Origin of the sequence: Cypionkella sp., assembly GCF_034376685.1 — a bacterium.
GTDB lineage: Bacteria > Pseudomonadota > Alphaproteobacteria > Rhodobacterales > Rhodobacteraceae > Cypionkella.
Genome location: NZ_JAXMJJ010000094.1, coordinates 93,036 through 118,113, shown reverse-complemented (window position 1 = coordinate 118,113; position 25,078 = coordinate 93,036). Strand labels below are relative to the sequence as shown.

At 60.0% G+C, this 25,078-nt stretch carries 26 protein-coding genes; 11 read left to right on the top strand and 15 right to left on the bottom strand.

Features of this window, described 5'->3' with window-relative positions; genetic code table 11:
• Positions 1–102 precede the first annotated feature (102 nt).
• The 4 genes from kdsA to U1A24_RS18275 all read right to left on the bottom strand — a co-directional run bounded on the left by kdsA (position 103) and on the right by U1A24_RS18275 (position 4,720).
• Positions 103–933, bottom strand: a complete 831-nt coding sequence (kdsA, locus tag U1A24_RS18290) for a 3-deoxy-8-phosphooctulonate synthase (RefSeq protein WP_322323415.1) — start codon at positions 931–933, stop codon at positions 103–105.
• Positions 934–944: 11 nt separating this feature from the next.
• Positions 945–2,660, bottom strand: a complete 1,716-nt coding sequence (locus U1A24_RS18285) for a capsule biosynthesis protein (protein ID WP_322323414.1) — start codon at positions 2,658–2,660, stop codon at positions 945–947.
• On the bottom strand, positions 2,644–3,297 hold the full coding sequence (locus U1A24_RS18280; protein ID WP_322323413.1) for an ABC transporter ATP-binding protein: 654 nt from the start codon (positions 3,295–3,297) through the stop codon (positions 2,644–2,646). The genes U1A24_RS18285 and U1A24_RS18280 overlap by 17 nt, the downstream gene beginning before the upstream one ends.
• Positions 3,298–3,481: 184 nt before the next feature.
• A complete protein-coding gene (locus U1A24_RS18275) occupies positions 3,482–4,720 on the bottom strand; it encodes a Na+/H+ antiporter NhaA (RefSeq protein WP_322323412.1) in 1,239 nt (412 codons plus the stop codon).
• Positions 4,721–4,964: 244 nt separating this feature from the next.
• On the opposite strand from U1A24_RS18275, the gene U1A24_RS18270 reads away from it, so the two are divergent.
• The 3 genes from U1A24_RS18270 to rpsI all read left to right on the top strand — a co-directional run bounded on the left by U1A24_RS18270 (position 4,965) and on the right by rpsI (position 6,945).
• Positions 4,965–5,753, top strand: coding sequence for an SseB family protein (locus tag U1A24_RS18270; protein ID WP_322323411.1), 789 nt, complete (start codon positions 4,965–4,967; stop codon positions 5,751–5,753).
• Positions 5,754–5,992: 239 nt separating this feature from the next.
• Positions 5,993–6,457, top strand: coding sequence for a 50S ribosomal protein L13 (rplM, locus tag U1A24_RS18265; RefSeq protein ID WP_054006148.1), 465 nt, complete (start codon positions 5,993–5,995; stop codon positions 6,455–6,457).
• A gap of 2 nt (positions 6,458–6,459) precedes the next feature.
• Positions 6,460–6,945 (top strand): 30S ribosomal protein S9, encoded by a 486-nt coding sequence (gene rpsI / locus U1A24_RS18260; protein ID WP_322323410.1) that lies wholly within the window; start codon positions 6,460–6,462, stop codon positions 6,943–6,945.
• Between the two features lie 128 nt (positions 6,946–7,073).
• Here the strand turns inward: rpsI and U1A24_RS18255 are convergent, their stop codons facing one another.
• Entirely contained in the window at positions 7,074–7,295 is a 222-nt protein-coding gene (locus U1A24_RS18255) for a DUF1127 domain-containing protein (protein WP_322323409.1), read from the bottom strand.
• Positions 7,296–7,376: 81 nt separating this feature from the next.
• Here U1A24_RS18255 and U1A24_RS18250 point away from each other — a divergent pair, with 81 nt between their 5' ends.
• From U1A24_RS18250 to U1A24_RS18230, 5 genes are all read left to right on the top strand, one after another.
• On the top strand, positions 7,377–8,777 hold the full coding sequence (locus tag U1A24_RS18250; RefSeq protein ID WP_322323408.1) for a PLP-dependent aminotransferase family protein: 1,401 nt from the start codon (positions 7,377–7,379) through the stop codon (positions 8,775–8,777).
• A 122-nt stretch (positions 8,778–8,899) separates the two neighbouring features.
• Positions 8,900–9,151 (top strand): hypothetical protein, encoded by a 252-nt coding sequence (locus tag U1A24_RS18245; protein WP_322323407.1) that lies wholly within the window; start codon positions 8,900–8,902, stop codon positions 9,149–9,151.
• Positions 9,152–9,359: 208 nt separating this feature from the next.
• On the top strand, positions 9,360–10,247 hold the full coding sequence (locus U1A24_RS18240) for an ABC transporter permease (RefSeq protein WP_416173505.1): 888 nt from the start codon (positions 9,360–9,362) through the stop codon (positions 10,245–10,247).
• Complete coding sequence (locus U1A24_RS18235; RefSeq protein WP_322323405.1) at positions 10,247–11,053, top strand: ABC transporter permease; 807 nt, start codon at positions 10,247–10,249, stop codon at positions 11,051–11,053. The genes U1A24_RS18240 and U1A24_RS18235 overlap by 1 nt, the downstream gene beginning before the upstream one ends.
• 32 nt (positions 11,054–11,085) lie before the next feature.
• Positions 11,086–12,162 carry an ABC transporter ATP-binding protein gene (locus U1A24_RS18230; protein ID WP_322323453.1) on the top strand — a complete coding sequence of 359 codons (1,077 nt, stop codon included), beginning with the start codon at positions 11,086–11,088 and terminating at the stop codon, positions 12,160–12,162.
• Between the two features lie 24 nt (positions 12,163–12,186).
• On the opposite strand, the gene U1A24_RS18225 is transcribed toward U1A24_RS18230, so the two are convergent.
• From U1A24_RS18225 to U1A24_RS18195, 7 genes are all read right to left on the bottom strand, one after another.
• On the bottom strand, positions 12,187–12,801 hold the full coding sequence (locus U1A24_RS18225) for a TetR/AcrR family transcriptional regulator (protein ID WP_322323404.1): 615 nt from the start codon (positions 12,799–12,801) through the stop codon (positions 12,187–12,189).
• Positions 12,798–13,670, bottom strand: a complete 873-nt coding sequence (ppk2, locus tag U1A24_RS18220) for a polyphosphate kinase 2 (protein WP_322323403.1) — start codon at positions 13,668–13,670, stop codon at positions 12,798–12,800. The genes U1A24_RS18225 and ppk2 overlap by 4 nt, the downstream gene beginning before the upstream one ends.
• Positions 13,671–13,696: 26 nt before the next feature.
• Positions 13,697–14,659 carry an alpha/beta hydrolase gene (locus U1A24_RS18215; protein ID WP_322323402.1) on the bottom strand — a complete coding sequence of 321 codons (963 nt, stop codon included), beginning with the start codon at positions 14,657–14,659 and terminating at the stop codon, positions 13,697–13,699.
• Positions 14,649–15,566 (bottom strand): homoserine O-acetyltransferase MetA, encoded by a 918-nt coding sequence (gene metA / locus U1A24_RS18210; protein WP_322323401.1) that lies wholly within the window; start codon positions 15,564–15,566, stop codon positions 14,649–14,651. The genes U1A24_RS18215 and metA overlap by 11 nt, the downstream gene beginning before the upstream one ends.
• Positions 15,567–15,587: 21 nt before the next feature.
• On the bottom strand, positions 15,588–16,472 hold the full coding sequence (locus U1A24_RS18205; RefSeq protein ID WP_322323400.1) for an ATPase: 885 nt from the start codon (positions 16,470–16,472) through the stop codon (positions 15,588–15,590).
• Positions 16,473–16,579: 107 nt separating this feature from the next.
• Complete coding sequence (locus tag U1A24_RS18200; protein ID WP_322323399.1) at positions 16,580–17,698, bottom strand: OmpP1/FadL family transporter; 1,119 nt, start codon at positions 17,696–17,698, stop codon at positions 16,580–16,582.
• 126 nt (positions 17,699–17,824) lie between these two features.
• Positions 17,825–18,730, bottom strand: coding sequence for a DMT family transporter (locus U1A24_RS18195; RefSeq protein WP_322323398.1), 906 nt, complete (start codon positions 18,728–18,730; stop codon positions 17,825–17,827).
• A gap of 286 nt (positions 18,731–19,016) precedes the next feature.
• On the opposite strand from U1A24_RS18195, the gene U1A24_RS18190 reads away from it, so the two are divergent.
• The gene (locus U1A24_RS18190) at positions 19,017–19,616 is read left to right on the top strand and encodes a nitroreductase family protein (RefSeq protein ID WP_322323397.1); all 600 of its coding nucleotides are present in this window, start codon (positions 19,017–19,019) and stop codon (positions 19,614–19,616) included.
• Positions 19,617–19,668: 52 nt separating this feature from the next.
• Here the strand turns inward: U1A24_RS18190 and U1A24_RS18185 are convergent, their stop codons facing one another.
• Together U1A24_RS18185 and guaA are read right to left on the bottom strand one after the other, a co-directional pair.
• Positions 19,669–19,947 (bottom strand): putative quinol monooxygenase, encoded by a 279-nt coding sequence (locus U1A24_RS18185; protein ID WP_322323396.1) that lies wholly within the window; start codon positions 19,945–19,947, stop codon positions 19,669–19,671.
• Entirely contained in the window at positions 19,944–21,500 is a 1,557-nt protein-coding gene (guaA, locus tag U1A24_RS18180; RefSeq protein ID WP_322323395.1) for a glutamine-hydrolyzing GMP synthase, read from the bottom strand. The genes U1A24_RS18185 and guaA overlap by 4 nt, the downstream gene beginning before the upstream one ends.
• A gap of 262 nt (positions 21,501–21,762) precedes the next feature.
• Here guaA and U1A24_RS18175 point away from each other — a divergent pair, with 262 nt between their 5' ends.
• Entirely contained in the window at positions 21,763–23,316 is a 1,554-nt protein-coding gene (locus U1A24_RS18175) for a trimethylamine methyltransferase family protein (RefSeq protein WP_322323394.1), read from the top strand.
• Positions 23,317–23,394: 78 nt separating this feature from the next.
• Here U1A24_RS18175 and U1A24_RS18170 read toward each other — a convergent pair whose 3' ends face one another.
• Entirely contained in the window at positions 23,395–23,682 is a 288-nt protein-coding gene (locus U1A24_RS18170) for a DUF6477 family protein (protein ID WP_322323393.1), read from the bottom strand.
• Positions 23,683–23,903: 221 nt separating this feature from the next.
• Here U1A24_RS18170 and U1A24_RS18165 point away from each other — a divergent pair, with 221 nt between their 5' ends.
• Positions 23,904–25,016 carry a DUF6456 domain-containing protein gene (locus tag U1A24_RS18165; protein WP_322323392.1) on the top strand — a complete coding sequence of 371 codons (1,113 nt, stop codon included), beginning with the start codon at positions 23,904–23,906 and terminating at the stop codon, positions 25,014–25,016.
• Positions 25,017–25,078: the final 62 nt, after the last annotated feature.

The following is a 25,078-nucleotide window of genomic DNA, read 5'->3' as shown; positions in this document are numbered from 1 at the left end:
CATCCTCTGTGCTCAAATATCCCGGGGGTAGGCCTGTATTTTCTGCAAGAAAAAAACTGGCTAGGGGGCTGGCCCCCGCTCCGATGCCGGCATCAAACACCATCAAACGTGTAGCGGATCGGCCTTGGCCAAGCGGTCAAACGCCATCAGGCTGGCCACCAGTTCCGCCATCTTATCCAGCGGGATCATATTGGGACCATCCGAGGGCGCAGTATCGGGGGCCTCATGCGTCTCAATAAACACCCCGGCGATGCCCAAAGAGACTGCCGCGCGGGCCATCACCGGCGCAAATTCGCGCTGGCCGCCGCTGGAGCCACCAAGGCCGCCGGGTTGCTGCACCGAATGCGTGGCATCCATGATCACCGGATAGCCGGTGCGGGCCATGATCGGCAGGCTGCGCATGTCGGTGACCAAAGCGTTGTAGCCGAAGCTGGCGCCACGTTCGGTCAGCAAAATCCGCTCATTGCCGGTGGAGGCGACCTTTTCGGCGACATTGGCCATATCCCAGGGTGCCAGGAACTGACCCTTTTTGATATTCACCACCGCCCCGGTTTCGCCTGCCGCCAGCAGAAGATCGGTTTGGCGACACAGGAACGCTGGGATCTGGATCACATCGACCATATGCGCCGCCTCGCGCGCTTGCGCGGCGTCGTGAATATCTGTCAGCACCGGTATACCCGTGGCGCGCACGGCTTCCAGCACCTTCAGACCTGCGGCCATGCCCATACCGCGGCGACCGGACGGCGAGGTGCGGTTGGCTTTGTCGTAGCTGGCTTTGAAGACATATTGCGCGCCAGCAGCCGCGCAAGCCTCGGCCATCACACCGGCAATCATCTGGGCATGATCCAGACTTTCCAGCTGACACGGCCCTGCAATCACCAGCAAGGGCTGGTCGTTGCCCACCGTCAAGCCGCCGATGCGCACCTGTTTCATTCCGTTCATCTTCATCCAGAGGTGACCTGTTCATAAAGGATTGCGATGGTCATCGAGATCATCAGGTAAATCCCGATCAGGATCAGCATCACCACCAAAGTGGACTCGAAGGCGCGGGGGTAGGCGGCTTCGTCTGCCGCCACCGGGTTGACCGAGACTGACAGGTAGCGGGTCTGACGACTGGCCTCATTCCGCGCCAGTTCCATCGCCTGCACCGATTGCGACAGCAACAGTTGACGCATCGCCACGTCGGCTTGCGCCACGAGCAGTTCAGACTGCACACGCGCAAGCGATTGGCCATTGACGTCATTCTCGGTCAGCTTGGCGCGCAACTGTGCAATCTGATCTTCCAGCGTCGCAATGCGGCGCTTCACCGGTTCCATCCTTGCCTGATTGGGGTTTTCGTTCGCCTCCATCTGCGCCAGTGACAGCTTTTCGGTGGTCAGCTGGGTTTCAAGCTGACCAATCTGCGCGGTGATCAAGCTGACTTCGACTTCAGATGACAGGATTTTGTTTTTTTCTTGCAAGGCGACGACGCGCTCATTGGCGTCCTTGAGCTTGGCCTCGGCCTCGTCATAGCTTTCACGCGAGCCCTGCATCTGATCGTCGCGCACTTGCGCCGTCAACTGATCGGCGCGCTCTTCGGCGTAACCGATCAAGGCTCTGGAGTATTTTACCGATAGCTGCGGATCAGGGGTGATCACTTCCATCTTGATCAACCCTTCGGTCGGATCGTAGGAAATCTTCACATGTTTCTTGTAGGCCTTGTAGGTTGCCGATTGGGTGGCATTTGCGTCAAGCCGTTGCAGCGGGTCAATGTCGGGGGCCGAGAACTGATTGCGGAAGCCGATGTCGCGATCCAACCGCTCCATCGCGTCCTGACTTTGCAGATAGCCTTGGGCGGCAATCGAATCCTGCGAGGTCGCCATCGTCGAGCCTTTCAGCATCGAGCTGATGCCAGCATCGTTTTGCTGGATGACAAATTCGCTGTGCGACGAATACATCGGCGTCGCGATGGTATAATAATAGATCGCGGCCAGAATGGTGGGCAGGCCGACAAACACGAACAAACGCGCGGCCAGCAGCAAGGATTTCTTGCGACGGCGCGCGACGATATCGCGTTGGATCTTGCCGACTTCGGCGAAATGCGCCCGCTCCATCTGTTCTTCGGTCGAGGGCAGTTGAATCGGTTTCATCGTCTGCGGCAGCTTGATGCCATCGCCACCGGGCGTGATCGTCAGCGCGCGTGAGCCTGAGGGTGGCACCGGTGGGCCATCGCTGGCAGACACCAGTTCCAGCACGGAATTGGCTTGAAACGGGTCGATGCCGGCATTGCGCAGCAGCCGCACCGCGTCGAAATCCGAGGTGGCGGGCAGGCCATGCTTTTGAGCAAGGCGTCGGGCCATGCGGAGTTGCCGCCCGGTCAGTCCTTCCTGGCGGATCGCGTCAATCGTTGTCGGCGCGTCAGCGGCGGTCTGGGCGGTGGGGAAGGTCATGCCCGAAAAACCGTCTTCTTCCTCGGTGGGGAAGAAGGCGCGGTCGCCCACCCTGGGTTGACCGGAGGGCGGCGTTTGGGCTGGTGGCGTTTGGGATGACGCTTGCGGCGGAACCGGGGCGGCTTTGGCGGAGGCACTGACGGCGGCACTGGTGATCGGCAAGGGCGCGGGGGGAGCGACCGGCTCGGGGCGACGGGTGCGGAACCGCTGAACTTTAAGTTTGGTAATCATACAGCCGCTTCGCCTCTTCCAAAGTTTCAAACATATACAACTGGCCATTGCGCAACACCGCAGCCGAGCGGCAGAATTTCTCCAGCGTCGAGGGCTGGTGCGACACCACCACCACGGTGGCGTTTTTCAAGCGCTGGCGCAGCACTTGGCCCGCCTTGCGGTTGAACTCGACATCGGTGGAGGATGGCATGCCTTCGTCGATCAGGTAGATGTCAAATTCCAGCGCCAGCATCAGTGCGAAGGAAAACCGCGAGCGCATGCCGGACGAAAACGTGCCAACCGGCATGTCGAAATATTCGTCGATATTGGCCAGCCAGCGACAGAAGCTTTCGATGTAGTCCGGGTCCAGCCCGTATAGCCGCGCGATGTAGCGGGCGTTTTCGGTGGCGGTGTGCTTGGAGAGAATGCCCCCCATGAAGCCCAGCGGGAAAGAGATCCGCGAGGTGCGCATGATTTTGCCCTCATCGGGCTTTTCCAGCCCCGCCATCATGTTGATGATCGTGGTCTTGCCGGTACCGTTGCGGGCGAGGATGCCCAGCGAATTGCCAAGTTCAACGGTGAACGAGGCGCGGTCAAGGATCACCTTGCGCGACTTACCTGTCCAAAAGGACTTGCTGACATTTTCAAACGCGATCATGGCTGCCCCTTGCGGGTCTGCCTCCTGCCTTGCACATCATTATGGCCAGTCGCCCAGCCCTACCGGACAAATGTTAACGCTTGGTTCTTGCTTGCCCACAAGAGCCTAATCTCCGTCTAGTCCGGCTTTGAGGCGCCATTATGTCGCATTCGTGGATAATGCCGCAAGATGCGGTAGGATTAAATCACGCGCGCGGTGTCATGCGGGCCAGCATCAGGGCTGCGGCGCCGGCCAACAGGGTGATGGCAAGACCAAGGCGGGCGGCTTCGGCCATGCCGCCACCGGGCAACGCGGTGTCAAGCGCCAGCACCGGCACGGTGAAACCGATCCCCAGCAGCATGGCGATCAGCAGTAACTCGCGCAGGGCGATGCCTTGCGGCAGCGTGCGGCGGGTGATGCGGGCGGCAAGCATGCAGCCGATCAGGAAGCCCAGCGGCTTGCCGATCCAGAACGCCGCCAGCGTGGTCAGTGTGGTGGGGGCAAAGGCGGCAAGGTCGATGCCGCCACGGGTCAGACCGAACAGGAACAGCACGACGGCCAGCGGGCGCACCAGCAACTGCGCGAGGCGGTTCAGCGGATCGTGCAGGAAAGTCTCGGCCTCGGCGAAGAAGCCGAAAGAGCGGTCCGCATGGGGAATGGCGGGGATGATCGGCAACAGGCCAAGGGCCGGTGGCAGGCCCGCGGCAGCAATGCCGATATAGCAAAGCGCGCCTGCCAGAATATAGGGCCAGAGCAACAGGCCACGGCGCCGCGCGGTTTCGGAGGCCTCAGGATCGGGACGGCGGCCATAGAGCGCCCAGACGCCAAAGCTTGCGATCAACGGCAGCGCAAGCCAGCCCAGACGGAACAATCCGCCGCTGGGGTAGGACAGCCCCAACACCAGCAGCCCCAGAAAATCGCAGGCGATGCTGACCAGCAACAGCACATGCAGCGCCGGATGCCCCGAGCCGAACACCCGTCGCCCGATCACATAGCACAGCACCACATCCGAGCCGAGCGGGACTTGCCAGCCAATGGCGACGCTGGCTTCATCAGCGGATTCAATCACGGTGCCGACAAGGATCCAGACCACAGCCGCGCCGAAAGCCGCCCCGATCACGCCGCCAAGCGGCACCAGCGATTGCGGACCGGAAAGCGCGCCGCGCTCTAGTACCACGGCCTCCCACAGCTCTTTGCCGATGAAAAACATGAACAGCGCCATCAGGCCATCAGAGGTGAGCGAAGCGGGCGTTAGCGCAGGGCTTTGGCTTCCCCATTGCGTCAGCCAGTCCGGCAAAAACGCAGGCGCACGCAGATCGGCAATCCGCCATTCGATGAAATCATAGTAGCTGGCGGCATCCAGATTAAGCCAAAGCGTGGCTGCAAGGATGCCAAGGCACAGGCTAAGGGCAAAATGACGCACAAAGGGCGATACACGATACATAGGGGCTTCCGGGGCAGAGAGGCGTTACTTCCTCAATATCTGGGGGGCGGGCCTGTCACAACGAGGATTTGGCGGAAGTCGAAGGGTGTTGCATCGCCGTTGTGATAAGGCGCACGGGGGGCTAGAGCGGGGGCGGTTTACACCGGATCGGACACCACAGTCGCGTGCTGCATGCGCAGGGGTTTTCCGCTACGATGGCAGGCAAGACCAGAACCGCTTGAGCGTTGGGAAAACGGAGGATGTGATGCAACAACTCGATCAGGCCTATGCCGCGATGCAGACCGGCGATGCGGCGGCGGGATTGCGGTTTTACCGCCTGCTGGCCGATGCGACGCTGTTTTTGCTGCTGGACCGTGAGGCGGAAGGCGAGCGGGTTGATCCGCGGGTGTTTGATCTGCCGGATGGGCCGGTGTTGCTGGCTTACGATTCAGAAGAGCGTCTGGCGGTGATGGGTGACGGGCCGTCTGGGTCGGGTTTGCCCTATGCAGCCTTGCCGGGGCGGTTGATTGCGCAGCAGATGCTGGGGCAGGGGCTGTCTTTGGGGCTGAACTTCGGCACCGGGGCGGCATCCGAGGTGCTGTTGCCGCCCGAGGCGTTGCGCTGGCTGTGTGAAATGCTGGAGGCGGCTCCGGTGGAGGTCGAGGCCACGCCCGCGCAGTTTTTCGCGCCAAAGGGTCTGCCAGAGGCGTTGAGCGATGCTCTGACGTTTACTCTTGGCGGCGCTGCGGGTTTGGCGCGGGCGGCTTTGTTGGCGGGGGTGCGCTATAGCGACGGGCGGCTTGGGCATATGCTGGCGGTGATTGATGCACGGCCGGGGGCAGAGGACGCCTTGGCGCGGGCTCTGGGCGAGGCGCTGGTGTTTTCCGGGCTGGAGGCGGGGGAGTTGGATGTGACCTTCCTGGCCTCGGCGGATGCGGCGGTCGTCGCGTTGGCGCGGGTGGCGGTGGTGTTTGAAGTGCCGGAAATGGTCGTAGAGGCTGCGGTGGAGCGGGCGGCACCGGGGATGGATGGCAAGCCGCCGATTTTGCGGTGAGGTTGAACTGGGGGTTTCACACCCCCAGACCCCTGTGGAGTATTGAAGCCAGTCTGAAAGCAAATTTTAACTAAGTTGCATGAAGCTGAAATGGGGTAACATAATACCGCTTATTTTAAGATGTTGATTGTAAACGATATTATATCTTTCAAGGCGCTTGACGCTGCGCGCTGGTTCAGCGATAAGCCGCCATCCGAAATGCGAGAGGTGACTCTCGCCCTCTCTCTTATGGGTTCAAGATGAAAACCTTCTCCGCTACGCCCGCGGACATTGACAAGAAATGGATCCTGATCGACGCCGAAGGCATCGTTCTGGGCCGTCTTGCAACGATCGTGGCTTCTATCCTGCGCGGCAAAAACAAGCCGACCTTCACCCCCCACATGGACATGGGTGATAACGTTATCGTCATCAACGCGGACAAAATCCAGATGACCGGTAACAAGCGCAACGACAAGATCTACTATTGGCACACCGGCCACCCGGGCGGCATCAAGCAGCGCACCGCCAAGCAAGTCTTGGAAGGTGCTCACCCCGAGCGCGTCGTGATCAAAGCTGTTGAGCGTATGATCACCCGCAACCGTCTGGGCCGCGTTCAGATGACCAACCTGCGCGTTTACGCGTCGGCTGAGCATCCGCATGAGGCGCAACAGCCCACCGTTCTGGACCTCGCGGCCCTGAACCCGAAAAACACTCGGAGCGCGTAACCATGTCCGAAATCAAATCTCTCGACGATCTGAAATCGGCTGTTGGCGCGGCTGCTCCGGCAGCGCCCGCTGCCATCGTGCGCGTCGCTGTGCGTGACAAGCTGGGCCGTGCTTATGCGACCGGCAAACGTAAAAACGCGGTTGCACGCGTCTGGATCAAACCGGGCTCGGGCAAAGTTGTGGTCAACGGCAAAGAGATGGCGGTTTATTTCGCGCGTCCGGTGCTGCAAATGATCCTGCGTCAGCCGTTCACCGTGGCGGGCGTAGAAGGCCAGTTCGATGTGATGGCAACGGTTGCTGGTGGCGGTCTTTCCGGCCAAGCTGGCGCTGTGAAGCATGGCGTTTCGAAAGCCTTGCAGCTGTATGAACCCGCTTTGCGTGGGGCTTTGAAAGCCGCTGGCTTCCTGACCCGCGACAGCCGTGTGGTTGAGCGTAAGAAATACGGCAAGGCGAAAGCCCGTAAGTCGTTCCAGTTCTCGAAGCGTTAAGGTTCGTCTTTGGCGAATGGCAGGGGCCCGTGGGAAACCACGGGCCTTTTGCTTTGCGGCAGGGCTTTGGCGATAAAAAAAACGGGCCGGAAGAACCGGCCCGAGGTTGGGGAACAGGGAGAATAGGGTCAGGCGCGCCAGAACGGCTTTTCAACCTCGATCTCGGCATGGCTTTCCGACAGGCCAATATCGCGCAGCATATGTTTCGGCATCAGGGCAAGCTGCTTTCGGGTGCGATGGCGCAACTCCCATGCCGCAACAGTCAGCGCCAGCGACACCAGCACGCGCGACAGCGGCGGCAAAGGGTGGGCGTTCAGAGCGAGGGCTTGGTTATACGACATTTGCTTCATCCGATTGTATTGATACAAGATGCAGTTTTCTGCTATGATTGATACAATACTTCCGCAGCGAATCGCCAGAGGAACATTGTTATGCACACAATCTGGGTGCCGGATCTTGCCGGTGACGAGGGGCCGAAGTATTTGTCGCTCGCGCGGGCGTTGCGGGATGCAATCCGCACCGCAACTTTGCCACAAGGCACACAATTGCCGACGGTGCGCGATCTGGCTTACCGCTTGTCGGTGACGCCGGGAACGGTCAGCCGGGCTTATCAGATCGCGACGCAGGAAGGCTTGCTGGAGGCGACGGTGGGGCGCGGCACGTTTGTGGCGGCGCGCAAACCTCGGCTGGGACCGACGCAACCTTTGTTTCTGGATCGCGATCCGGGGGTGGAAGAGGGGCGGGTGGATTTGCGCTCGCCACAGCTGCCGGATGTCGGACAGGTGCAGATTTTTGGTGATATCCTGCGCAAGGTTTCGCTGACTGTAGGCACGGAATGGCTTGATTATACACATCAAAGCGGCGAGACCCCGCTGCGCGAGGCGGTGGTGGACTGGTTGTGTGGTCGGGTGCTGGGGCCGATCAGTGAAGATGATGTGATGCTGACGCATGGCGGGCAAAGCGGCATCGGGCTGATCCTGGATTGCTGTTTGCGCGGGGATCGTCCGGTGGTTTTGATCGAGGATCTGGCCTATCCGGGGTTTCGCTATGCGGCGCGTGCGGCGCGGGCCGAGGTGATCGGCATCGAGTTGGACGACGAGGGTTTGCGCCCGGATGCGCTGGAGGCCGCCTGCAAACGCTATGGCGCGCAGGTATTGTGTCTGACGCCAAGCGCACAAAACCCGACCACGGCGCGAATGAGTGCTGAGCGAATGGCGCAGATTGTATCCATTGCGCGGCGCTACGATCTGCAAATCATCGAGGATGAGTGCTATTTCTATTCCGGCGCGTCCGAGCCTGCGCTGCGGGCCTTGGCGCCGGAACGGGTTTGGTATGCGGGAAGCCTGTCGAAATCGGTCTCGGCGGCGCTGCGGTTTGGCTATGTGATCTGCCCGACGGGGATGGGGCCAACCGGGCGGCTGGCAGCACAGCACGCGTTTTTTGCCTTGTCAAAACCGCTGTCTGCCTTTGCGCTGGAGCTGTTCAACTCGGGGGCTGCCGATGACATTCGCGGCAAGGTCGAGGCGGAGTTTTCGGATCGTTTGCAGATGGTTATCAACCGGCTTGGGGCGTTTGACCTGTCTTGGCAAAAGGGCATTCCCTTTGCCTGGCTGCGGCTGCCGCAGGGCTGGCGGGCCTATACCTTTGCGCGCATGGCCGAAGAACAAGGGGTTTTGCTGCGCGCGGCAGATCAATATGCGATGAGCAACGGCCGCGCGCCGAATGCGGTGCGGCTGGCGATTGCGGGAGGCATTCCGCGCCAGCAGCTCGACTCTGGGCTGGCGGCGATGGGATATCTGCTGCCACGTCCCCCCAATGATATGGCGGTTTGATTGTGTGGCTTTCTGGACTCGCTGCGATACAATCCTGTCGGCGGGAATTGACCGAAAGCGGGCAGGCGCGCAAGATTCGCCCACGAGCAGGTTTGCCAGACACATAAAAGAAAGGCCCGCAAATGGGACTTCAAACCACGTTTCACGCGCCCGGAGGCGGGGCGGATTTTCTGGGGCTGCGCAAGTCGCGTGCAGGGTCCACCGAGATTGTCTATGATGATGGCCTCAAGCAGCGGCTGGTCTGGCGGGTGTCGGACGGCGCGGGCGATCAGGTGATCTCGGATGCGTTGCAGGCGGCGGTGGGCGCGCCAAAGGTGCTGGCCTGTCTGTATCAAGAGCTGAAAAAGCGGGCAATTCACATCGAACGCGTCTGAATCCCCCGCGTTTTCCTTGCGCAAACGGCACTTGGCGGCGATGATCAGCCTAGATTTGCGATCACATAAAGCTTGCGCGGCAACATAGCTTCGGCTTAATTTGATCAAAATACGCCAAAAGTGCCAGTAAAGGCGCAACAGGGGGAACGGGATGCAATCCAAACCAAAGGTGCGCTTCAGAGGATCTGAAGGCGCCAACGGGCTGTTGATGATCAGCCCCACCGCAATCTATGTGATTCTGCTGTTGGCAGCGCCACTGGCGATGATCTTTGCCTACAGCTTCATGACCGATGGATACCTGAAGATTATCCCGCAGTTTCAACTGTGTAACTATGTCGGCGAATGTCATTCCTATAAGGACGTCAACGGGGTGATGACCGAGGCGCAGACCTATCGCGGGGCCTGGTCTGACCCGCTGTCGCGTGCGCTGATGTTGCGGTCTTTGATGGTTTCGCTGATTGTGACGGCGGTGACGGTGCTGCTGGCGTTTCCGGTGGCGTATTTTGTCAGCTTTCACGTAGCACCCTCGAAAAAGTCGCTCTGGCTGTTTCTGATCACCATTCCGTTCTGGACCTCTTATCTGATCCGGGTGTTCCTGTGGAAAGTGATCCTTGGCACCGGCGGCGTGGTCAACACCGGGCTGATGGGGTTGGGCATCATTGATGAGCCGCTGACGTGGTTGTTGTATAACGTCAATTCGGTGGTGATCACGCTGGCTCATGCCTATGCACCGTTCGCGATCCTGCCGATTTTCGTGGCGCTGGAGAAGATTGACCGCTCGTTCCTTGAAGCCGGGCGCGATCTGGGCGAGACGCCGTTCATGACCTTTATCCGGGTGACCCTGCCCTTGGCGATGCCGGGGGTGATTTCTTCGGTGCTGATCGTGTTCATTCCGACGATTGGCGACTATGTGACGCCGCTGCTGGTCGGTGGGCCAGAGGGGCGGATGGTCGCCAACCTGATCGAGCTGACCTACAAGAAACTGGACAATTATCCGCTGGGCTCGGCCTTGGCGATCTCATCTATGGCGATCGTGGTGGCGGTATCCTTGCTGTTCCTGTTCCTGAACCGACGATTCTTGAAGGGGAATAAATGATGAAGGGCGGTTGGTTTCGCGGCTATACGCTGGTTTATCTGGTGTTTCTCTATGCGCCGATCGTGCTGCTGCCGATCTTTGCGTTCAACAATGCCACCACGGTGGCCTTCCCGCTGAACGGCTTTACCAGCAAGTGGTTCGCCAAGCTGTGGGAAGAGCCTGAACTGCACAAGGCGCTGAAAAATTCGCTGATCATTGCAAGTTCTACGGCGGTGCTGGCGACCTGTTTGGGGGTTTTCGCCTCGCGGGCATCGACCCGCTACAGGTTCCCCTACAAGGCGCCGCTGATGGGGATGATCATGCTGCCCTTGGTGCTGCCAGAGATCATTCTGGCGGTGGCGCTGCTGGCGGTTTTGCGCGGTATCGGCATGCCGATGAGCCTGTTCACGGTGATTTTGGGACATGTGCTGGTCTGCACACCGTTCTCGATTGCGATCCTGTCGGCGGCGTTCCAGTCTTTGGATCATTCGCTGGAGGAAGCCGCCTATGATTTGGGCGAAACCCCGGTCTCGGCGTTCCGGCTGGTGATCCTGCCACTGGTGCTGCCGGGGATCATCTCTAGCCTGTTGATCACCTTCACCATCAGCCTTGATGAATTCATCATGGCGTTCTTCTTGGCGGGCAACGAAACCACGCTGCCGGTCTATATCTTTGGCCAGTTCCGCTTTCCGCAGAACGTGCCGGTCATTCTGGCTTTGGGGACGATTCTGGTCTGTCTGTCCATCGCCTTGCTTGCAACCGCAGAATATTTCCGCCGCCGTGGCATCGCCAAAACCGGTGGTAAGGATACTGGAGGCTTCCTGTGACGTCTGAAACCACTGCAAAATCCGGTCAGACCATGATCGAGTTCAAAGACGTCCATAAGTATTATGGCGACTACCACGCCTTGCGCGGTATCACCGCGACGATCAAGGCGGGGGAGTTTTTCTCGCTGCTGGGGCCGTCGGGCTGTGGGAAAACCACCCTGTTGCGCACCATTGCCGGGTTTGAGGGGATTTCCTCGGGCGTGGTGATGATTGACGGCAAGGACATGGCGGATGTGCCGGCCAATGTGCGGCCGACCAATATGGTGTTCCAATCCTACGCGATCTTTCCGCATCTGACTGTGGCGCAGAACGTGGGCTTTGGGCTGCGCAAAGATCCGCGCAGCACCGCCGAGAAAGACGCGGCGGTGGCCGAGGCTTTGGAGATGGTGGGGCTGAAAGGCTATGGTGCGCGCGCGGCGCATGCGCTTTCGGGCGGGCAGCGGCAGCGGGTGGCCTTGGCGCGGGCTTTGATCCTGAAGCCGAAAGTGTTGCTGCTGGACGAGCCTTTGTCCGCGCTGGACAAGAAGATGCGCGAACAGATGCAGATGGAGTTGATCAAGCTGCAACGCCAGGTCGGCATCACCTTCATTCTGGTCACGCATGATCAGGAAGAAGCTTTGGTAATGTCGGACCGGATTGCTGTGATGTTTGAGGGTGAAATCGCGCAGCTGGCCGACCCCGAGACGTTGTACAGACGTCCGAATTCGCGCAAGGTGGCGGATTTCATTGGCACGATGAACTTTTTGCCTGCGGATATCCTGTCGGAAGTCGATGGCAAGGTTGAGGTTGAGGCCAAGGGTTTTGGCCGGCTGACCTTGGATGCAGAGCAGGTGTCGGTGGCACCCGGAAGCTCCAGCGCCTCGATTGGTTTCCGGCCGGAAACCCTGACGATCCTGTTTGACGGTCAGACCGCGACGGACCGTGAAAGCCACGCGGAAGTGGTTGAGGTCGTTTATTATGGCGACATGACCTATTACGACATCAAGCTGGAGGGCACCACCGAGCCGATGCGGCTGTCGATGCGCAACGTGTTCGGGCGGCCGGTGCTGGATATTGGCACCCAGACGCGGGTGGCTTGGTCGCCGGGGGCGCTGGTGCTGTTCCGCTAAGGAAAGGGCCTTTCGGGGGCCCTTTTATTTGTCTGGCGGCAGCAGCCCCAGCCCACGCAGATAGATGCCGATGCCAGCCTCTAGCAGATCTTCTGGCGGGAACGGGCTTTTTGCCCCCGGTGCGCCGCGCATGTAAAGTTCAACCACACCGTGGCTCATCGCCCAGATATGCGCCGAGAACATCGACGACGGCGGGCGTTTGTGCGCGGGCAGATGCTGTGACAGTTTTTCCGCCGCTTGTTCCAGCACGGCGCGGGCTTTTTGCGAGACGATGGCCAGATCCGGATGGGCTTGCAGGCTGAGACCGGATTCGAACATCGCCTTGTAATGACCGGGATATTTGCGCGCAAAGGCAAGGTAGGCACGGCCGGTGGCCTCAAACGCCGCCAGCGCGGTGGGCTGGCCGTTGTTATAGGCAAACTCCATCAAGGCGGCGAAAATATCATAGCCTTGGCGGGCGACCTCGGCGATCAGATCATCGCGGCCAGCGAAATGCCGGTAGACGGCAGCAGGCGTGACATCGGCGGCTTTCGCGGCCTCCGACAGGGTAAACCCGGTCGGGCCTTGATCAGCGATCAGCTCTAGCGCCGCTTCGACCAAGGCCTGCCGCAGATTGCCGTGATGGTAACCGCGTTTCACCCTTTCGGCCTTATCTTTGGCCCGCCGCAGATTTTGCCATCAATCTTGCCGATCACATCCAGATCTTTGCCTTTGTAATCCACCGCCAGCAGGATGTTCTGGATCGCACAAATCCGGGTGCGCAGCTTGTCATCCGACAGGATCACCGTCCAAGGCGCGTATTTGAAATGGCTTTGCGCGAAGGTTTCATCAATCGCCACGCAATATTCCTGCCATTTCGCCAAGCCATCAATGTCGATAGGGCTGAGCTTCCACTGTTTGAGCGGGTCTTGCTCACGATCCAGAAAGCGTTGCAACTGTTCGGCCTGTCCGACCTCAAGCCAGAGCTTGATCAGGATGATGCCCTCATCCACCAGCATCCGTTCAAATTCCGGCAGTTGCCGGAAGAATTTCGCGCGTTGCTCGGGGGTACAAAAGCCGAAGACATGCTCGACAATGCCGCGATTGTACCAGGAGCGATCAAAGAAGGCGATCTCGCCCGCGGCGGGCAGCCAATCGACATAGCGCTGGAAATACCATTGCGCGGCTTCGCGATCACTGGGTTTCGGCAACGCCACGATGCCAGCCACGCGGGGATTGAGGTTCATATGCGCGGCAGAAATTGCGCCGCCTTTGCCCGCAGCATCGCGGCCTTCAAACACCACAACCATGCGTTTTCCGGTGGCCTTCACATCCGCCGCCATCCGCACCAGCTGCACCTGAAGCGCATCCATCTGCACCTCATAGTCTTTTTTCTTCATTTCCTGCCGGTAGGGATAATCTTTCCAGAGGATCTCATCCTTGCTGGCTTTTTCAATGGTCTTGCGCAGCTCTTTGGGAGCAGTTTCATTGAGAAAACGGCTGATGGCGCCGTCAAAGGGCAGGTCCATGATATCCTCCGGTTGGCTTTTGCCCACTATGGCGATTGCAGCGGTGCGCGCAATCCAGAGCGTTCGGCGGCGCGTTCAATGGCGGCGAGCGTCTCGGCGCGGTGGCTGTAATGCGGCATGTGGCCTGCGCCTTCCATCACCGTCAGATGCGCGTTGGGCAGGCGTTCTGACAGGGGTTTGGAGTGGATGTTCAGCGGCACGATGGTGTCGGCGGTGCCGTGGATCAGCTCGATCGGCAGGGTAAGTTGCGGATAGAGCGGTTCTTGCGCGACGATTTCCGGGCGCAATCCGTTCACTTGCGCGAAATTGGCGCGCAGGGTCGCACGCCGCATCGTCAGTTTGGCGGCGATGGCGCGGGCATAGCCGGGGGGCACCGGATCGGGCGCGAAGACGGCGGTGACGGTGGTGTCGACCAAGCTGTCTGGCACAAAGGCCGCAGCCAGCGGCGGCACCAGAGCCGCACCGATGCCGCTGTTGGTCAGCCGGTAAAACATGTCGAGCGGGCCGGGCCACGGCAGCGAGGGGGCCGAGATTAGCACCAGCGCGCGGGGTTTCAGCGGAGCATGCAGCGCCCATGCCAGACTGACCGAGCCGCCATAACTTTGGCCGACAAGCAGCGGATTCTCAACGCCAAGCTGTGCTGCGGCAGCGGCCAGATGCAGGGCTTGGCCGCGCAAGGATTGGTCGGGGATCGGGTCTGACCAGCCCAAACCCGGACGGTCAAAGGCTATGACGCGGTAGGATTTCTCCAGATCTGACGCAAGCGCCACCGTCATGTCACGGGCGTTGCCTGAAGCGCCGTGGATCAGGATCAGATCGGGGCCAGCACCGCTGATGTAGACATGCACCTGCGCGCCGTTCACCGTCAGAAACTGGCCTTCGGGCGGAAATTCGGCGGCAATCGCAGCCTCACGCGATTGCGCGCGATACAGCGTCGCCGCCGACAAGCCACCCAGAAGTGCTGCTGATATCAGGATCTTAGCGGCCAATCTCTGCCATGTCATACGGGGTGCCCTGATAAATCTCGTTGATCCAGTTGCCGTAAAGCAAATGCGCGTGGCTGCGCCAGCGGTTCAGCGGAGGTAGGGCGGGATTATCGTTCGGGTAGTAGTTGTCCGGCACGTTGATCGGGGTGCCATTGGCGATATCGCGATCATACTCCTGCTTCAGCGTGTCGCTGTCATATTCAAAATGGTTGAAGATATAAAGCGCGCGATGGCCGGGGTCTTCGACCAGACAGGGGCCGACCTGATCGCTGCCCAACAGGGTGCGCAGGCCGGGGGCGGCGTCAATCTCGGGCTGTTTCATTTCGGTCCAGCGGCTGACCGGGATGACGAAATCATCCGAAAAGCCACGCAGGAACGGCGAGGTCGGGGCAAGGTTCTGATGGCGGAAGCAGCCGAAGGCCTTATGGTCCAGCATGTGCTTTTTGACGCCGTGGAAATGGTTGATCATCGCCATGCCACCCCAGCAGACGCCGAAGGTCGAGAACACGTTGGTCTGGGTCCAATCCATCACCTCGCAAAGTTCATCCCAATAGGTGACTTCCTCGAACGGGAGATGTTCGATGGGGGCACCGGTGATCACCAGCCCGTCGAATTTCTCGGATTTCACCTCTTGGAACGGGCGATAGAAGGTTTCCATATGGTCAGCGGCAGTGTTTTTCGCCTGATGTTCCGACATGCGGATCAGCTGGAAGTCGATCTGCAACGGCGTCGCACCGATCAGACGGGCGAACTGGTTCTCGGTCTGGATTTTCTTCGGCATCAGGTTCAACAACCCGATGCGCAGGGGGCGGATTTCCTGCGCCTGCGCCCGCTCGGGCGACATCACCATGACGCCTTCGTTCCGCAGAACGTCGAAGGCGGGCAGGGTGGCGGGCAGGGTGATCGGCATGGGTGTATCCTATGTGGTCAGTTAAGCGGTGGTCTTGGTGCGATCAATCGCGGTCGCAATCATGTCATCAAAATTGGCGGGGTTTTTGACCTGCGCGACCTCTTCGGCGGTGACGGTGATGCCCCAACGCGCCATCGCGGCATAGCGCGGTTGGCGGTGATCGAGCAGGCGGGCATAGCCGAAACGCAGGAAGGCGTCGGGGTCCACTTCGGTCGCGGATTGGCCCTCGGCTGCGCAGTACTCGGCCCAGAGGGTTTTCAGGAAATCCGGGCGGTAATACATTGGCTTGGGCGCGCGATCAAAGCGGCGGGCGAGTTCGGCTTTATGGGCGTCCGAGCCTTTGATCCAGACCAGAAGCTGGTTGTCGGCCAGCGCCCGCATCACCGGATCGGCGGGGTCATCGGCATTCACCACCTCGCAGATCGAGCCTGAGGTGTCGCAGATAAAGTTCTGATAGCCATAGATATTTTCAGCACGTTCAACAAAACGCGGCACGTCCAGCATCGCCGAAATCTCGGCTTGCGCATGTTCGGCCTGACGGCGCTGATATTCTTCGAACGCGATGCCGCCGCGTGCCGGATCACCCGGCTTGCCGAGATAGGTCGACAGCGGGGCCAAGTTGTTGAAGGTGATGTTCGAGGCGATATAGACCGAATCCGACATCAAGAGTTCGCGGAGCAGCGGCACTTTCATCGCCTCGCGCTTGAAGTTGTCGGCGATGAATTCGTTCATATAGCGGGTGCCGATGCGGTAATCGACCGAGTAGTGAAACCAGCCGCCAGCGCCCGCTTGGCCCGCATCGCGCAGCATGTTCGCGAGATATGTCTTGCCCAAGCCAGACATGCCAAACAGCAGCACGCGCTTTTGCTCGGCGGCGCGAAAATCTTGTCCTGAGCTGTAAATCATCGCGCCCTCCGCTGGCTTGGCTGCCGCTTTGTTACAGGCTGGCAAAGACCTTCGCAAATGCAAACGGCCCCGCAGAATTGCGGGGCCGTTTATGCAAAATCACGAGATCAGAAGGTGAAGGCGACGTTCACCCCAACACCCACCGCGTCATTGCCGGAAAACTTGGTGCCAGATGCGTCAACTGCATCACCGAGCTTCACATATTCAACGCCGCCGGTGACTTTGACGTTGTCTTTGGTCCACGAACCACCGACGCCAAAGCTGCGACGGCCATCGGTGGGGGAAAGACGCGAAGCTTCCTCGCCATCAGACTCTTCAAATCCAATCCGTGCGAACACCGACAAGTTGTCATTGATCTTGCGACCGACGCCCAATTCGTAGGTGATGACATTGTTGGAAAAGCCAGTGATCTCATCATTGATCACGCCGTTATAGTAGTCGGGCCGGACGTGCCATTTCGACCACTCGCTCCATGTCACCGAGCCGAATACCAGCGTGTCTTTCGCCACACCGGACTGGAAATCCAAAGTGACGCTTTGCGGCATGCTGATTTCGGTTTTGCCGTCAATGGTGGCCCCGCCGTTCAGACCCGCAAACCGCTCTGAGGTGGCAAACTCATGCTTGATTGAGGATTCATAGGTCAGCGCCACACGCAGGGCGATATCTGGAATTTGATAGGCTGCACCAACCACATAGCCGACTTGCGTGTCGGTATCGGTTTTTGCGGTATACGGCCCAATCACAATCGGAGTGGCGGGCGGCGACAGCATTTGCACCGGGATATTTATTTCTGCGGAAGATCTGACCAGACGTAGGCCACCATAGGCCGAAACACGGTCGTTGAAGTTATACTTCAGCAGGGCTGCCAGTTGCGTGCTTTTCCAGTGTGCCTCAAGCCCGGTATAGATGCCTTCCTTGTAATGGGCATCTGCGCCGTAGGGCTGGTTGAGAAAGATCGCATAAGACAATTTATCATTGATGTCAGCTTTATAGCTGAAAGACAGCGTCGTGTAGCTTTCGGACATGTTGCCGGTTGGGATTGCGCCGGCAAGCGGATGAGTGAACACACCGCTCACCGAGGGGGTCACACTGGAAAACCCAATCGTCGCAACCCTGCCTTTGTCGAACAGCGCCGAATAGCTGGTGCCCGACCGGTCAATCCCCCCCGCCTGTACCAGCGTGGTGGTCATTGCCAATGCGCCAAGCGCGGTAACTATGTGCTTCATGGTCTACTCCCCGTAACCGATGCGGCATCTTGGCATGTCCCAACTTTCCCGTGGGTTAATGCGTTCAATGCGGTGATATGTCACGCTAAGCGGAAGCCTGCCCATCGGTCAATCAATGACGCCGCGTCACACAGGTGTGACAGGCTCTGTGTGGCCTTTGGGTCTGATTTCAGCGCGGATGTTAATCCATATCCCGACGAAGATCACCGCAGCGCCGAGAATGACGTAGGGATCAAGCGGTTCGGCATAGATCAGCGCGCCGACGACGGCGATCAGCGGCAGGCGCAGGAAATCCAGCGGCATGACGTAAGAGGCCGGGGCAAGCTTGAGCGCCGTCGTAATGCAGTAATGCGCGGTGACACCTGCAAGGCCGATGAGGCAAAGCCAAGGCAGCGTGGCGGCGGTGGGCAGGCGGAACCTGCCGTCAGCAAGCGCTACGGCAAGGCCGAAGAAGAACTGCATCAACGTCAGCCAGAACAGGATGCACAGGATCGAGATCCCAGTCGTGAGCTTTTTCGTCACCACACTGGTGGTGGCAAAGCACAAGGCCGCGCCAGCGGCGGCCAGCACGCCGGGGTTCAGATCCGCCATATCTGGGCGCGCCACAATCAGCACGCCGACAAAGCCCAAGGTGGCGGCAATCAGCCGGACTTTGGTCAGCCGCTCGCCTAGCATCAGGGCGGCCAACAGCACGACCCACAAGGGCGAGGTGAACTCGATGGCGAACAGCTGTGCGAGGGGGATCATCGTCAGCGCCCAGAACCACAGGTTCTGCCCGGTGAAATGGATGATGTTGCGCAGCGCATGGCCGCCCAGATTGCGGGCGGTGATCTCCTGCAATCGGCCCGTGGCTGTGGCCAGCGCCAGCACCAGTACAAAGCCCACGGCAGAGCGCGCTGTCATGATCTCAAAGCTGTCATGGCGCGGGCCGATCTGTTTGGCCGCAATCGCCATCGCAGAAAAGGCCAAGATCGAGCCGATCATCCAGAACGCCGCGCGGATCGCCGGGGAGTTTGGTGCACGCGTGCTCATCGGCTGACCTTTGTGGTCATCGCAGAGGGCGGCAAGGTTTCGGCGTCAGAGTTAGGGGTGATCTGTACCAAGCTTATCCCGCCCCAGACGGAGACGCATTCACCGGAGCGAAACAGGACATTTTTGAACAGCGCACGCATGGCGCAAGGAGTAGCCGCAACCTGCGGGCTTTGCCAGAGCTGGCGTTCTGTGCATTTTTGCGATGATGTTCTGCATTCAGTGGCCTTGCTGCGCTGATTTGCGACGCTACCTTAGAAGGGCAAATCTCACAGTCACTGGACGTCACATGACCGCTCATACCACCATCCATAACCCCCGCGAAGCCGATCATCCGATCCATGCGCAGTTCACCAGCCGGTTTTCACCGCGTGGCTTTACGCCTAAGGCATTGACCGAGGAGGAGGTTCTGGCTGTGCTGGAAGCCGCGCGTTGGGCCCCTTCTGCCAGCAACAACCAGCCGTGGCGCTTTGCCTATGGCCTGCGCGGCGATGCGGCTTTTGGCAAGATTGCCGACAGCCTTGTGCCATTCAACCGCTCTTGGGCGGAAAAAGCGGCGGCGCTGATCGTGGTGGCCTCGCGCACGACGATTGAAAAAGACGGCGCCGACGTACCCGTGCCGACGCATGCTTTTGATGCCGGTGCCGCATGGGGCTATCTTGCACTGCAAGCCCATCATGCCGGGTTGATCGCCCATGCGATGGCGGGGTTTGACCCGAAAACTTTGGCCGAAAACCTCAAGCTGCCCGAAGGTTATGTGCTGCACGCGGTTGTGGCTGTGGGCGAGCATGGCAATATCGAAAACCTGCCCGAAGTGTTGCAGGCGCGCGAAGTGCCGAGCAATCGATTCCCGTTGGATAAAGTCGCGGCCCACGGAAAATTCGTCTAAGCTTTGCTAAGAAATAATATGACAAGGGGCGCAGTTAGCGCCCCTTTTGCATCTAATCTCTTAAGTCTTCCACGCGGAAATCCCGCAGGATGCCTCGCGTCGCCTCAAACCACCGCGAGGCCCGCGTGCGGGCTTGATGGGCGTTGAAATCGTCCTGGGTGCGGAAGGTTTCCATCACTTCCCAGACCATCGGATCATCAGTCGGCGTCACTTCAAACGACAAACAGCCCGGTTCAGCGCGCGAAAGCTGGGTGTGCAGCGCGACATGCTGTTGCACCGCCGCGGCTTCCTCGGAGGTCACACAAACCAGATGGCCCCGCAGCCGGATCATTCGAGTTCAATCGTGCCGGGCGGCTTTGAGGTGATGTCGTAGAACACCCGGTTGACGCCTTTGACCTCGTTGATGATGCGGGTCATGGTTTCACCTAGGAAATCATGGGTGAACGGGTAGGTGTCGGCGGTCATGCCATCCACACTTGTCACCGCACGCAAAGCCACGGCGAAATCATAGGTGCGGCCGTCGCCCATCACGCCGACGGTTTTCATCGGCAGGATGGCGGCGAAGGCTTGCCAGATCTCATCATAAAGCCCGTGCTTGCGGATCTGGTCGATATAGACCGCATCGGCTTGGCGCAGGATATCCAGCTTTTCGGTGGTGATCTCACCTGGGCAGCGGATCGCAAGACCGGGGCCGGGGAAGGGGTGGCGGCCGATGAAGCTGGCGGGCAGGCCCAACTCACGACCCAAAGCGCGGACCTCATCCTTGAAGAGTTCGCGCAGCGGTTCGACCAGTTTCAGGCCCATTTTGGCGGGCAAGCCGCCGACATTGTGGTGCGATTTGATCGTGACCGAGGGGCCGCCGGAGAAAGATACGCTCTCGATCACATCCGGGTAGAGCGTGCCTTGGGCGAGGAATTCTGCGCCTTCGATGCCGTTGGCGTATTTCTGGAACACGTCGATGAACAAACCGCCAATAATCTTGCGCTTGGTTTCGGGGTCGGAGACGCCTTCGAGTTTGCCCAAGAACAGCTCGGATTCGTCGGCGTGGATCAGGTTCAGATTGTAGTTGTCGCGGAACATCGCCACGACCTGTTCGGCCTCACCCAGACGCAGCAGGCCGTGGTCAACAAACACGCAGGTCAGTTGATCGCCAATCGCCTCATGGATCAGAATCGCGGTGACAGAGCTGTCAACGCCACCCGAAAGCGCGCAGATCACCTTCTTGTCGCCAACCTGCGCCCGGATTGCGGCGATGGCTTGTTCGCGGTAGGCGTCCATCGTCCAATCGCCGCTGAAGCCTGCCAGCCGCACGAAATTCTCGTAGAGTTTCGCGCCTTTCGGGGTGTGATGCACCTCGGGGTGGAACTGCACCGCGTAGAAATGCCGCGAAGGATCGGCGGTGACGGCGAAGGGGGCGTTGGGTGAAGTGCCGTAAACCTGAAAACCGGGGGCGATTTTGGAGACATGGTCGCCGTGGCTCATCCAGACCTGTTCGCGGCCATCGGCAAACCAGCCGTCAAGAATGGACAGGGTGTCCGCCGTGGGGGTCACAAACGCCCGACCAAATTCAGCGGTGCCGTGGCCGTGTTCGACCAGACCGCCCAACTGCTGCATCATGGTCTGCTGGCCGTAGCAGATGCCCAGAACCGGCACGCCGAATGACCACAAAGCCTCTGGCGCGCGGGGGCTGCCTGCGCGCGTCACCGAATCCGGGCCACCCGACAGGATCACCGCTTTCGGCGCGAAGCTTTTGAGGAACGCGTCATCGACCTTATTATAGGGATGGATTTCGCAATAAACGTTCAGCTCGCGCAGGCGGCGCGCAATCAGTTGCGTGACCTGAGAGCCGAAGTCGATGATGAGAAGGCGATCATGCTGTGTCATGGCCTCGCGTAGCCGGATGTGCGAGGAATCGCAAGATCGATGCGCGGGATTTTTGCGCGGCTGCGGTGGAAAGGGGGCCTTTTAGCCCCCCTTGAACCCCCTTGAGGATATTTGCGCACAGAGGATAGGCTTAAGTCGCTATCAGGATGGGAACATGTCGGTTTTAGCGCGTATACGGCGTATTCGGGGGGCGGGGGCTGGCGTGTTCTTGGCATAAGCATAGCAAAACAGTGCCGCATGGCGGCTGAGGATGGAGATTGCGATGAGCGATGTGGCAAGCGAAACGGGCGTTCGGCGGGCACGCGGTGGCGGTGGGGCAACCCGGCGGGCCGAGCGCACGGCAGTGAGTTTCGAGACCGCGAAATTCATCCAGCGCAACATTCCGAACTTTGAGATCCTCAACGAAGAGGCCTTGCAGATCATCGAATACAACGCGGAAACCGTGTTGGAAGAGATCGGCGTCAATTTTGTCGAAAACGAAGCGGCGCTGAAACGCTGGCGCGAAGCGGGCGCGGATGTGCGCGGCGAGCGGGTGCATATTCCGCGTGGTCTGGCGCGGAAGCTGTGCTCGACTGCCCCCAAAACCTTCACCCAATACGCCCGTAACCCCGAGCGCAATGTCGAAATCGGGGGGCGCAATCTGGTGCTGGCCCCGGTTTATGGCCCGCCCTTCGTGCGCGATATGGAAGGCGGGCGGCGCTATGCCACGCTCGACGATTTCCAGAAATTCGTGAAGCTGGGTTATATGTCGAAATGGCTGCACCATTCCGGCGGCACGGTGTGTGAGCCGACCGATATTCCGGTGAACAAGCGCCACCTTGATATGCTGCGCGCGCATATGGTGCTGTCGGACAAGCCCTATATGGGCTCGGTGACCGAGCCGTCGCGGGCGGCGGATTCGGTCGAGATGTCGAAGCTGCTCTATGGCGCGGATTTCGTTGACCAGAACACCGTGATGACCAGCCTGATCAACATCAACTCGCCGATGACCTTTGACGGCATCATGATGGGCGCGTTGGAGGTTTACGCATCGAACAACCAAGCCAGCATCGTCTCGCCGTTCATCGTCGGTGGTGCAATGGCCCCAGTGACGGTGGCAGGCACGCTGACGCAGGTGTTGGCCGAGATTCTGGCAGGGGTGTCCTATAGCCAGCTCGTGCGACCCGGTTCGCCGGTGATCGCGGGGGCGTTTGTGACCTCGATTGACATGAACTCGGGTGCGCCGACCTTCGGCACCCCGGAAGCGGCGCATATCACCTATGGCACCGGGCAATTGGTGCGTCGTCTGGGGCTGCCTTATCGTTCAGGCGGGTCGTTCTGTGGCTCGAAGCTGCCGGATGCGCAGGCGGCTTATGAAACCGCGAACTCGCTGAACATGGCGTTGCTGGCGGGCGTCAACTTCATGCTGCACGCCTGCGGCTGGCTGGAAGGCGGCCTTGTGTCGTCGTTCGAGAAATTCGTGATGGATGCCGATCAGTTGGGCACCCTACATCATCTGGCACAGGGCGTGATGATGGACACCAACGGGCAGGCGATGGACGCGATCCGCGAAGTTGGTCCCGGCGGTCACTATCTGGGCTGCGAACATACCCAAGCCAACTTCAAGACCGCGTTCTGGCGCTCGGATCTGCTGGATTACAAACCGTTCGAGACCTGGGCCGAAGAAGGCGCGCGCGACACGCAGACCTTGGCCGCCGAACGGGTGAAGAAGATGCTTGGCGACTATGTGGCCCCTGCGATTGACGAGGGCGTGCGCGAAAGTATCGACGAGTATGTCGCGAAGAAGAAAGCCTCGATGCCGGATGCGTTCATGTAATCTGGCCTGCGACATCAGGTGAACGAGAGTGGTGACAGGCCCGCAGCGATGCGGGCCTTTTGCTGTTTGGGTGGCGGTTCAGATCGCCTTTGACGCGCGCGGCAGCAGACGCACTTCGGCGATCAGCGCGATCAGCACCTCGATATGGCGCGCGACCGAATAGCTGGCCTCACCGCTCAGCCGGATATCCTCCAGCCGTTCTTCCTCGGCCAACAGCCGCGTCACGGCGCGTTCGGGGGAGGGCGTGCTGTCAACCAAGCGCTTCAGATCGCGGTCGCGGCGGTAATCCAGCACGCCACAACGGGCGGCACGGATCAACATGCGGGGGCGCTTCAGGGTTTCAAGCAGGGCGCGGAAATCGGTCATCTCGGAAGCCTCCATGAGTGGTGGAGGCTGCATAGCACGGCACAACTGAGCGTTGCGCAAAGCCGAGTTGCAGCGCGCGGGAGCTTCCGAGATTGTTTAAGATTTATAAACAATTATCGGAGACAGCTCAGAAATTAACGATTGGGTAATCAATGCCTTCCACGCTTGTTAACGTTTCGGCAAGGTTTGATCAGGAAGGCGCGGCGGCGCAGAAAAGCAAGATGAACAGCACTCTATCCTCGTTGCAAACCCTGCCGGGCTGGTTGCCCGACGCCGTGCGGCTTTATCTGGATCATACTGAAGATGGTCAATCTTATCGCGCACTTGCCCGGCGTGAAGGCCGCCATGCCTCGACGGTGATGCGGGCGGTGCGCCGTTATGAGACCCGGCGTGATGATCCGCTGCTGGATGAGGCTCTGGCCGCCCTGACCCTTGGCCCTGCGCCGCATTTTCCCCCTGTCAACAAGGATGAATCCGCCATGTCAGCCCCCCTGCGCCCACAAACCATAGTTGCTGATGAGGCAACAATTCTGGCAGAGGGCAAACGCATTCTGCGCCGTCTGGTCGAGCCGGGAGCAGTGTTGGCCTTTGCGCCGGATATGGAAAAGGCAGTGGTGATGCGCGAGTTTCCCGATGGCCATACCGCGCGCACGGCGGTGGTCGAGCGGGTGATTGCGCAGGCCTTTGCGCTGAAGGACTGGATTTTGTGCCGCAAGCCGGGGCGGGTGGCAACCTATGAGATCAGCGCGGCAGGGCGGGCTGCGCTGAAGCGGATGGTGGGCGATGAGGCCCGCGCCGGCGGCTTTGCCGAGGCGCAGACCGCGTTTGGCGATCAGCATCGCGATTGGGACAGCCGCAGCCTTGCCGAAGACACCGGCCCGCGCCGCATCCGCTACAACCTTGCCGAAAGCCCGGTTTCGGTGCTGGGGCGCAGGCGGGATAAGGATGGCAAACTGTTCCTTGAGCCCGAACTGGTTGCTGCCGCCGAACGGCTGCGCGAGGATTTTGAACTCGCGCAGATGGGGCCGCGCGTCGCGCAGAATTGGGAGCGGTTTCTGACCGGGGCGGATCGCGGCAATCTCCGCGCCGAGGCCGGGATCGCCGAAGGGCCGCGGGCGGCGCGCGACCGGGTGGCGGCGGCCTTGCGTGATCTGGGGCCGGGTTTGGGCGATGTGGCGCTGCGGGTCTGCTGTTTTCTGGAAGGCATCGAGACCGCCGAGCAGCGTCTGGGCTGGGCCGCGCGCTCGGGCAAGATCGTGCTGCGGATCGCATTGCAGCGGCTGCGGCGGCATTTTGACGAGACGTATGGGCGGTCAGGGCCGCTGATTGGGTAAGATCCGGGCCGCGCAAACGCGCGAAAACGCTCCAGTGGAGCGTTTTCAGGATCGAACGGGCG

Coding starts and splice junctions, on each gene's coding strand:
- kdsA (WP_322323415.1), bottom strand. CDS start 933: ATGAAACAGGTGCGCATCGGCGGCTTGACGGTGGGCAACGACCAGCCC.
- U1A24_RS18285 (WP_322323414.1), bottom strand. CDS start 2,660: ATGATTACCAAACTTAAAGTTCAGCGGTTCCGCACCCGTCGCCCCGAG.
- U1A24_RS18280 (WP_322323413.1), bottom strand. CDS start 3,297: ATGATCGCGTTTGAAAATGTCAGCAAGTCCTTTTGGACAGGTAAGTCG.
- U1A24_RS18275 (WP_322323412.1), bottom strand. CDS start 4,720: ATGTATCGTGTATCGCCCTTTGTGCGTCATTTTGCCCTTAGCCTGTGC.
- U1A24_RS18270 (WP_322323411.1), top strand. CDS start 4,965: ATGCAACAACTCGATCAGGCCTATGCCGCGATGCAGACCGGCGATGCG.
- rplM (WP_054006148.1), top strand. CDS start 5,993: ATGAAAACCTTCTCCGCTACGCCCGCGGACATTGACAAGAAATGGATC.
- rpsI (WP_322323410.1), top strand. CDS start 6,460: ATGTCCGAAATCAAATCTCTCGACGATCTGAAATCGGCTGTTGGCGCG.
- U1A24_RS18255 (WP_322323409.1), bottom strand. CDS start 7,295: ATGAAGCAAATGTCGTATAACCAAGCCCTCGCTCTGAACGCCCACCCT.
- U1A24_RS18250 (WP_322323408.1), top strand. CDS start 7,377: ATGCACACAATCTGGGTGCCGGATCTTGCCGGTGACGAGGGGCCGAAG.
- U1A24_RS18245 (WP_322323407.1), top strand. CDS start 8,900: ATGGGACTTCAAACCACGTTTCACGCGCCCGGAGGCGGGGCGGATTTT.
- U1A24_RS18240 (WP_416173505.1), top strand. CDS start 9,360: ATGATCAGCCCCACCGCAATCTATGTGATTCTGCTGTTGGCAGCGCCA.
- U1A24_RS18235 (WP_322323405.1), top strand. CDS start 10,247: ATGAAGGGCGGTTGGTTTCGCGGCTATACGCTGGTTTATCTGGTGTTT.
- U1A24_RS18230 (WP_322323453.1), top strand. CDS start 11,086: ATGATCGAGTTCAAAGACGTCCATAAGTATTATGGCGACTACCACGCC.
- ppk2 (WP_322323403.1), bottom strand. CDS start 13,670: ATGGACCTGCCCTTTGACGGCGCCATCAGCCGTTTTCTCAATGAAACT.
- metA (WP_322323401.1), bottom strand. CDS start 15,566: ATGCCGATCACCCTGCCCGCCACCCTGCCCGCCTTCGACGTTCTGCGG.
- U1A24_RS18205 (WP_322323400.1), bottom strand. CDS start 16,472: ATGATTTACAGCTCAGGACAAGATTTTCGCGCCGCCGAGCAAAAGCGC.
- U1A24_RS18200 (WP_322323399.1), bottom strand. CDS start 17,698: ATGAAGCACATAGTTACCGCGCTTGGCGCATTGGCAATGACCACCACG.
- U1A24_RS18195 (WP_322323398.1), bottom strand. CDS start 18,730: ATGAGCACGCGTGCACCAAACTCCCCGGCGATCCGCGCGGCGTTCTGG.
- U1A24_RS18190 (WP_322323397.1), top strand. CDS start 19,017: ATGACCGCTCATACCACCATCCATAACCCCCGCGAAGCCGATCATCCG.
- U1A24_RS18185 (WP_322323396.1), bottom strand. CDS start 19,947: ATGATCCGGCTGCGGGGCCATCTGGTTTGTGTGACCTCCGAGGAAGCC.
- guaA (WP_322323395.1), bottom strand. CDS start 21,500: ATGACACAGCATGATCGCCTTCTCATCATCGACTTCGGCTCTCAGGTC.
- U1A24_RS18175 (WP_322323394.1), top strand. CDS start 21,763: ATGAGCGATGTGGCAAGCGAAACGGGCGTTCGGCGGGCACGCGGTGGC.
- U1A24_RS18170 (WP_322323393.1), bottom strand. CDS start 23,682: ATGACCGATTTCCGCGCCCTGCTTGAAACCCTGAAGCGCCCCCGCATG.
- U1A24_RS18165 (WP_322323392.1), top strand. CDS start 23,904: ATGAACAGCACTCTATCCTCGTTGCAAACCCTGCCGGGCTGGTTGCCC.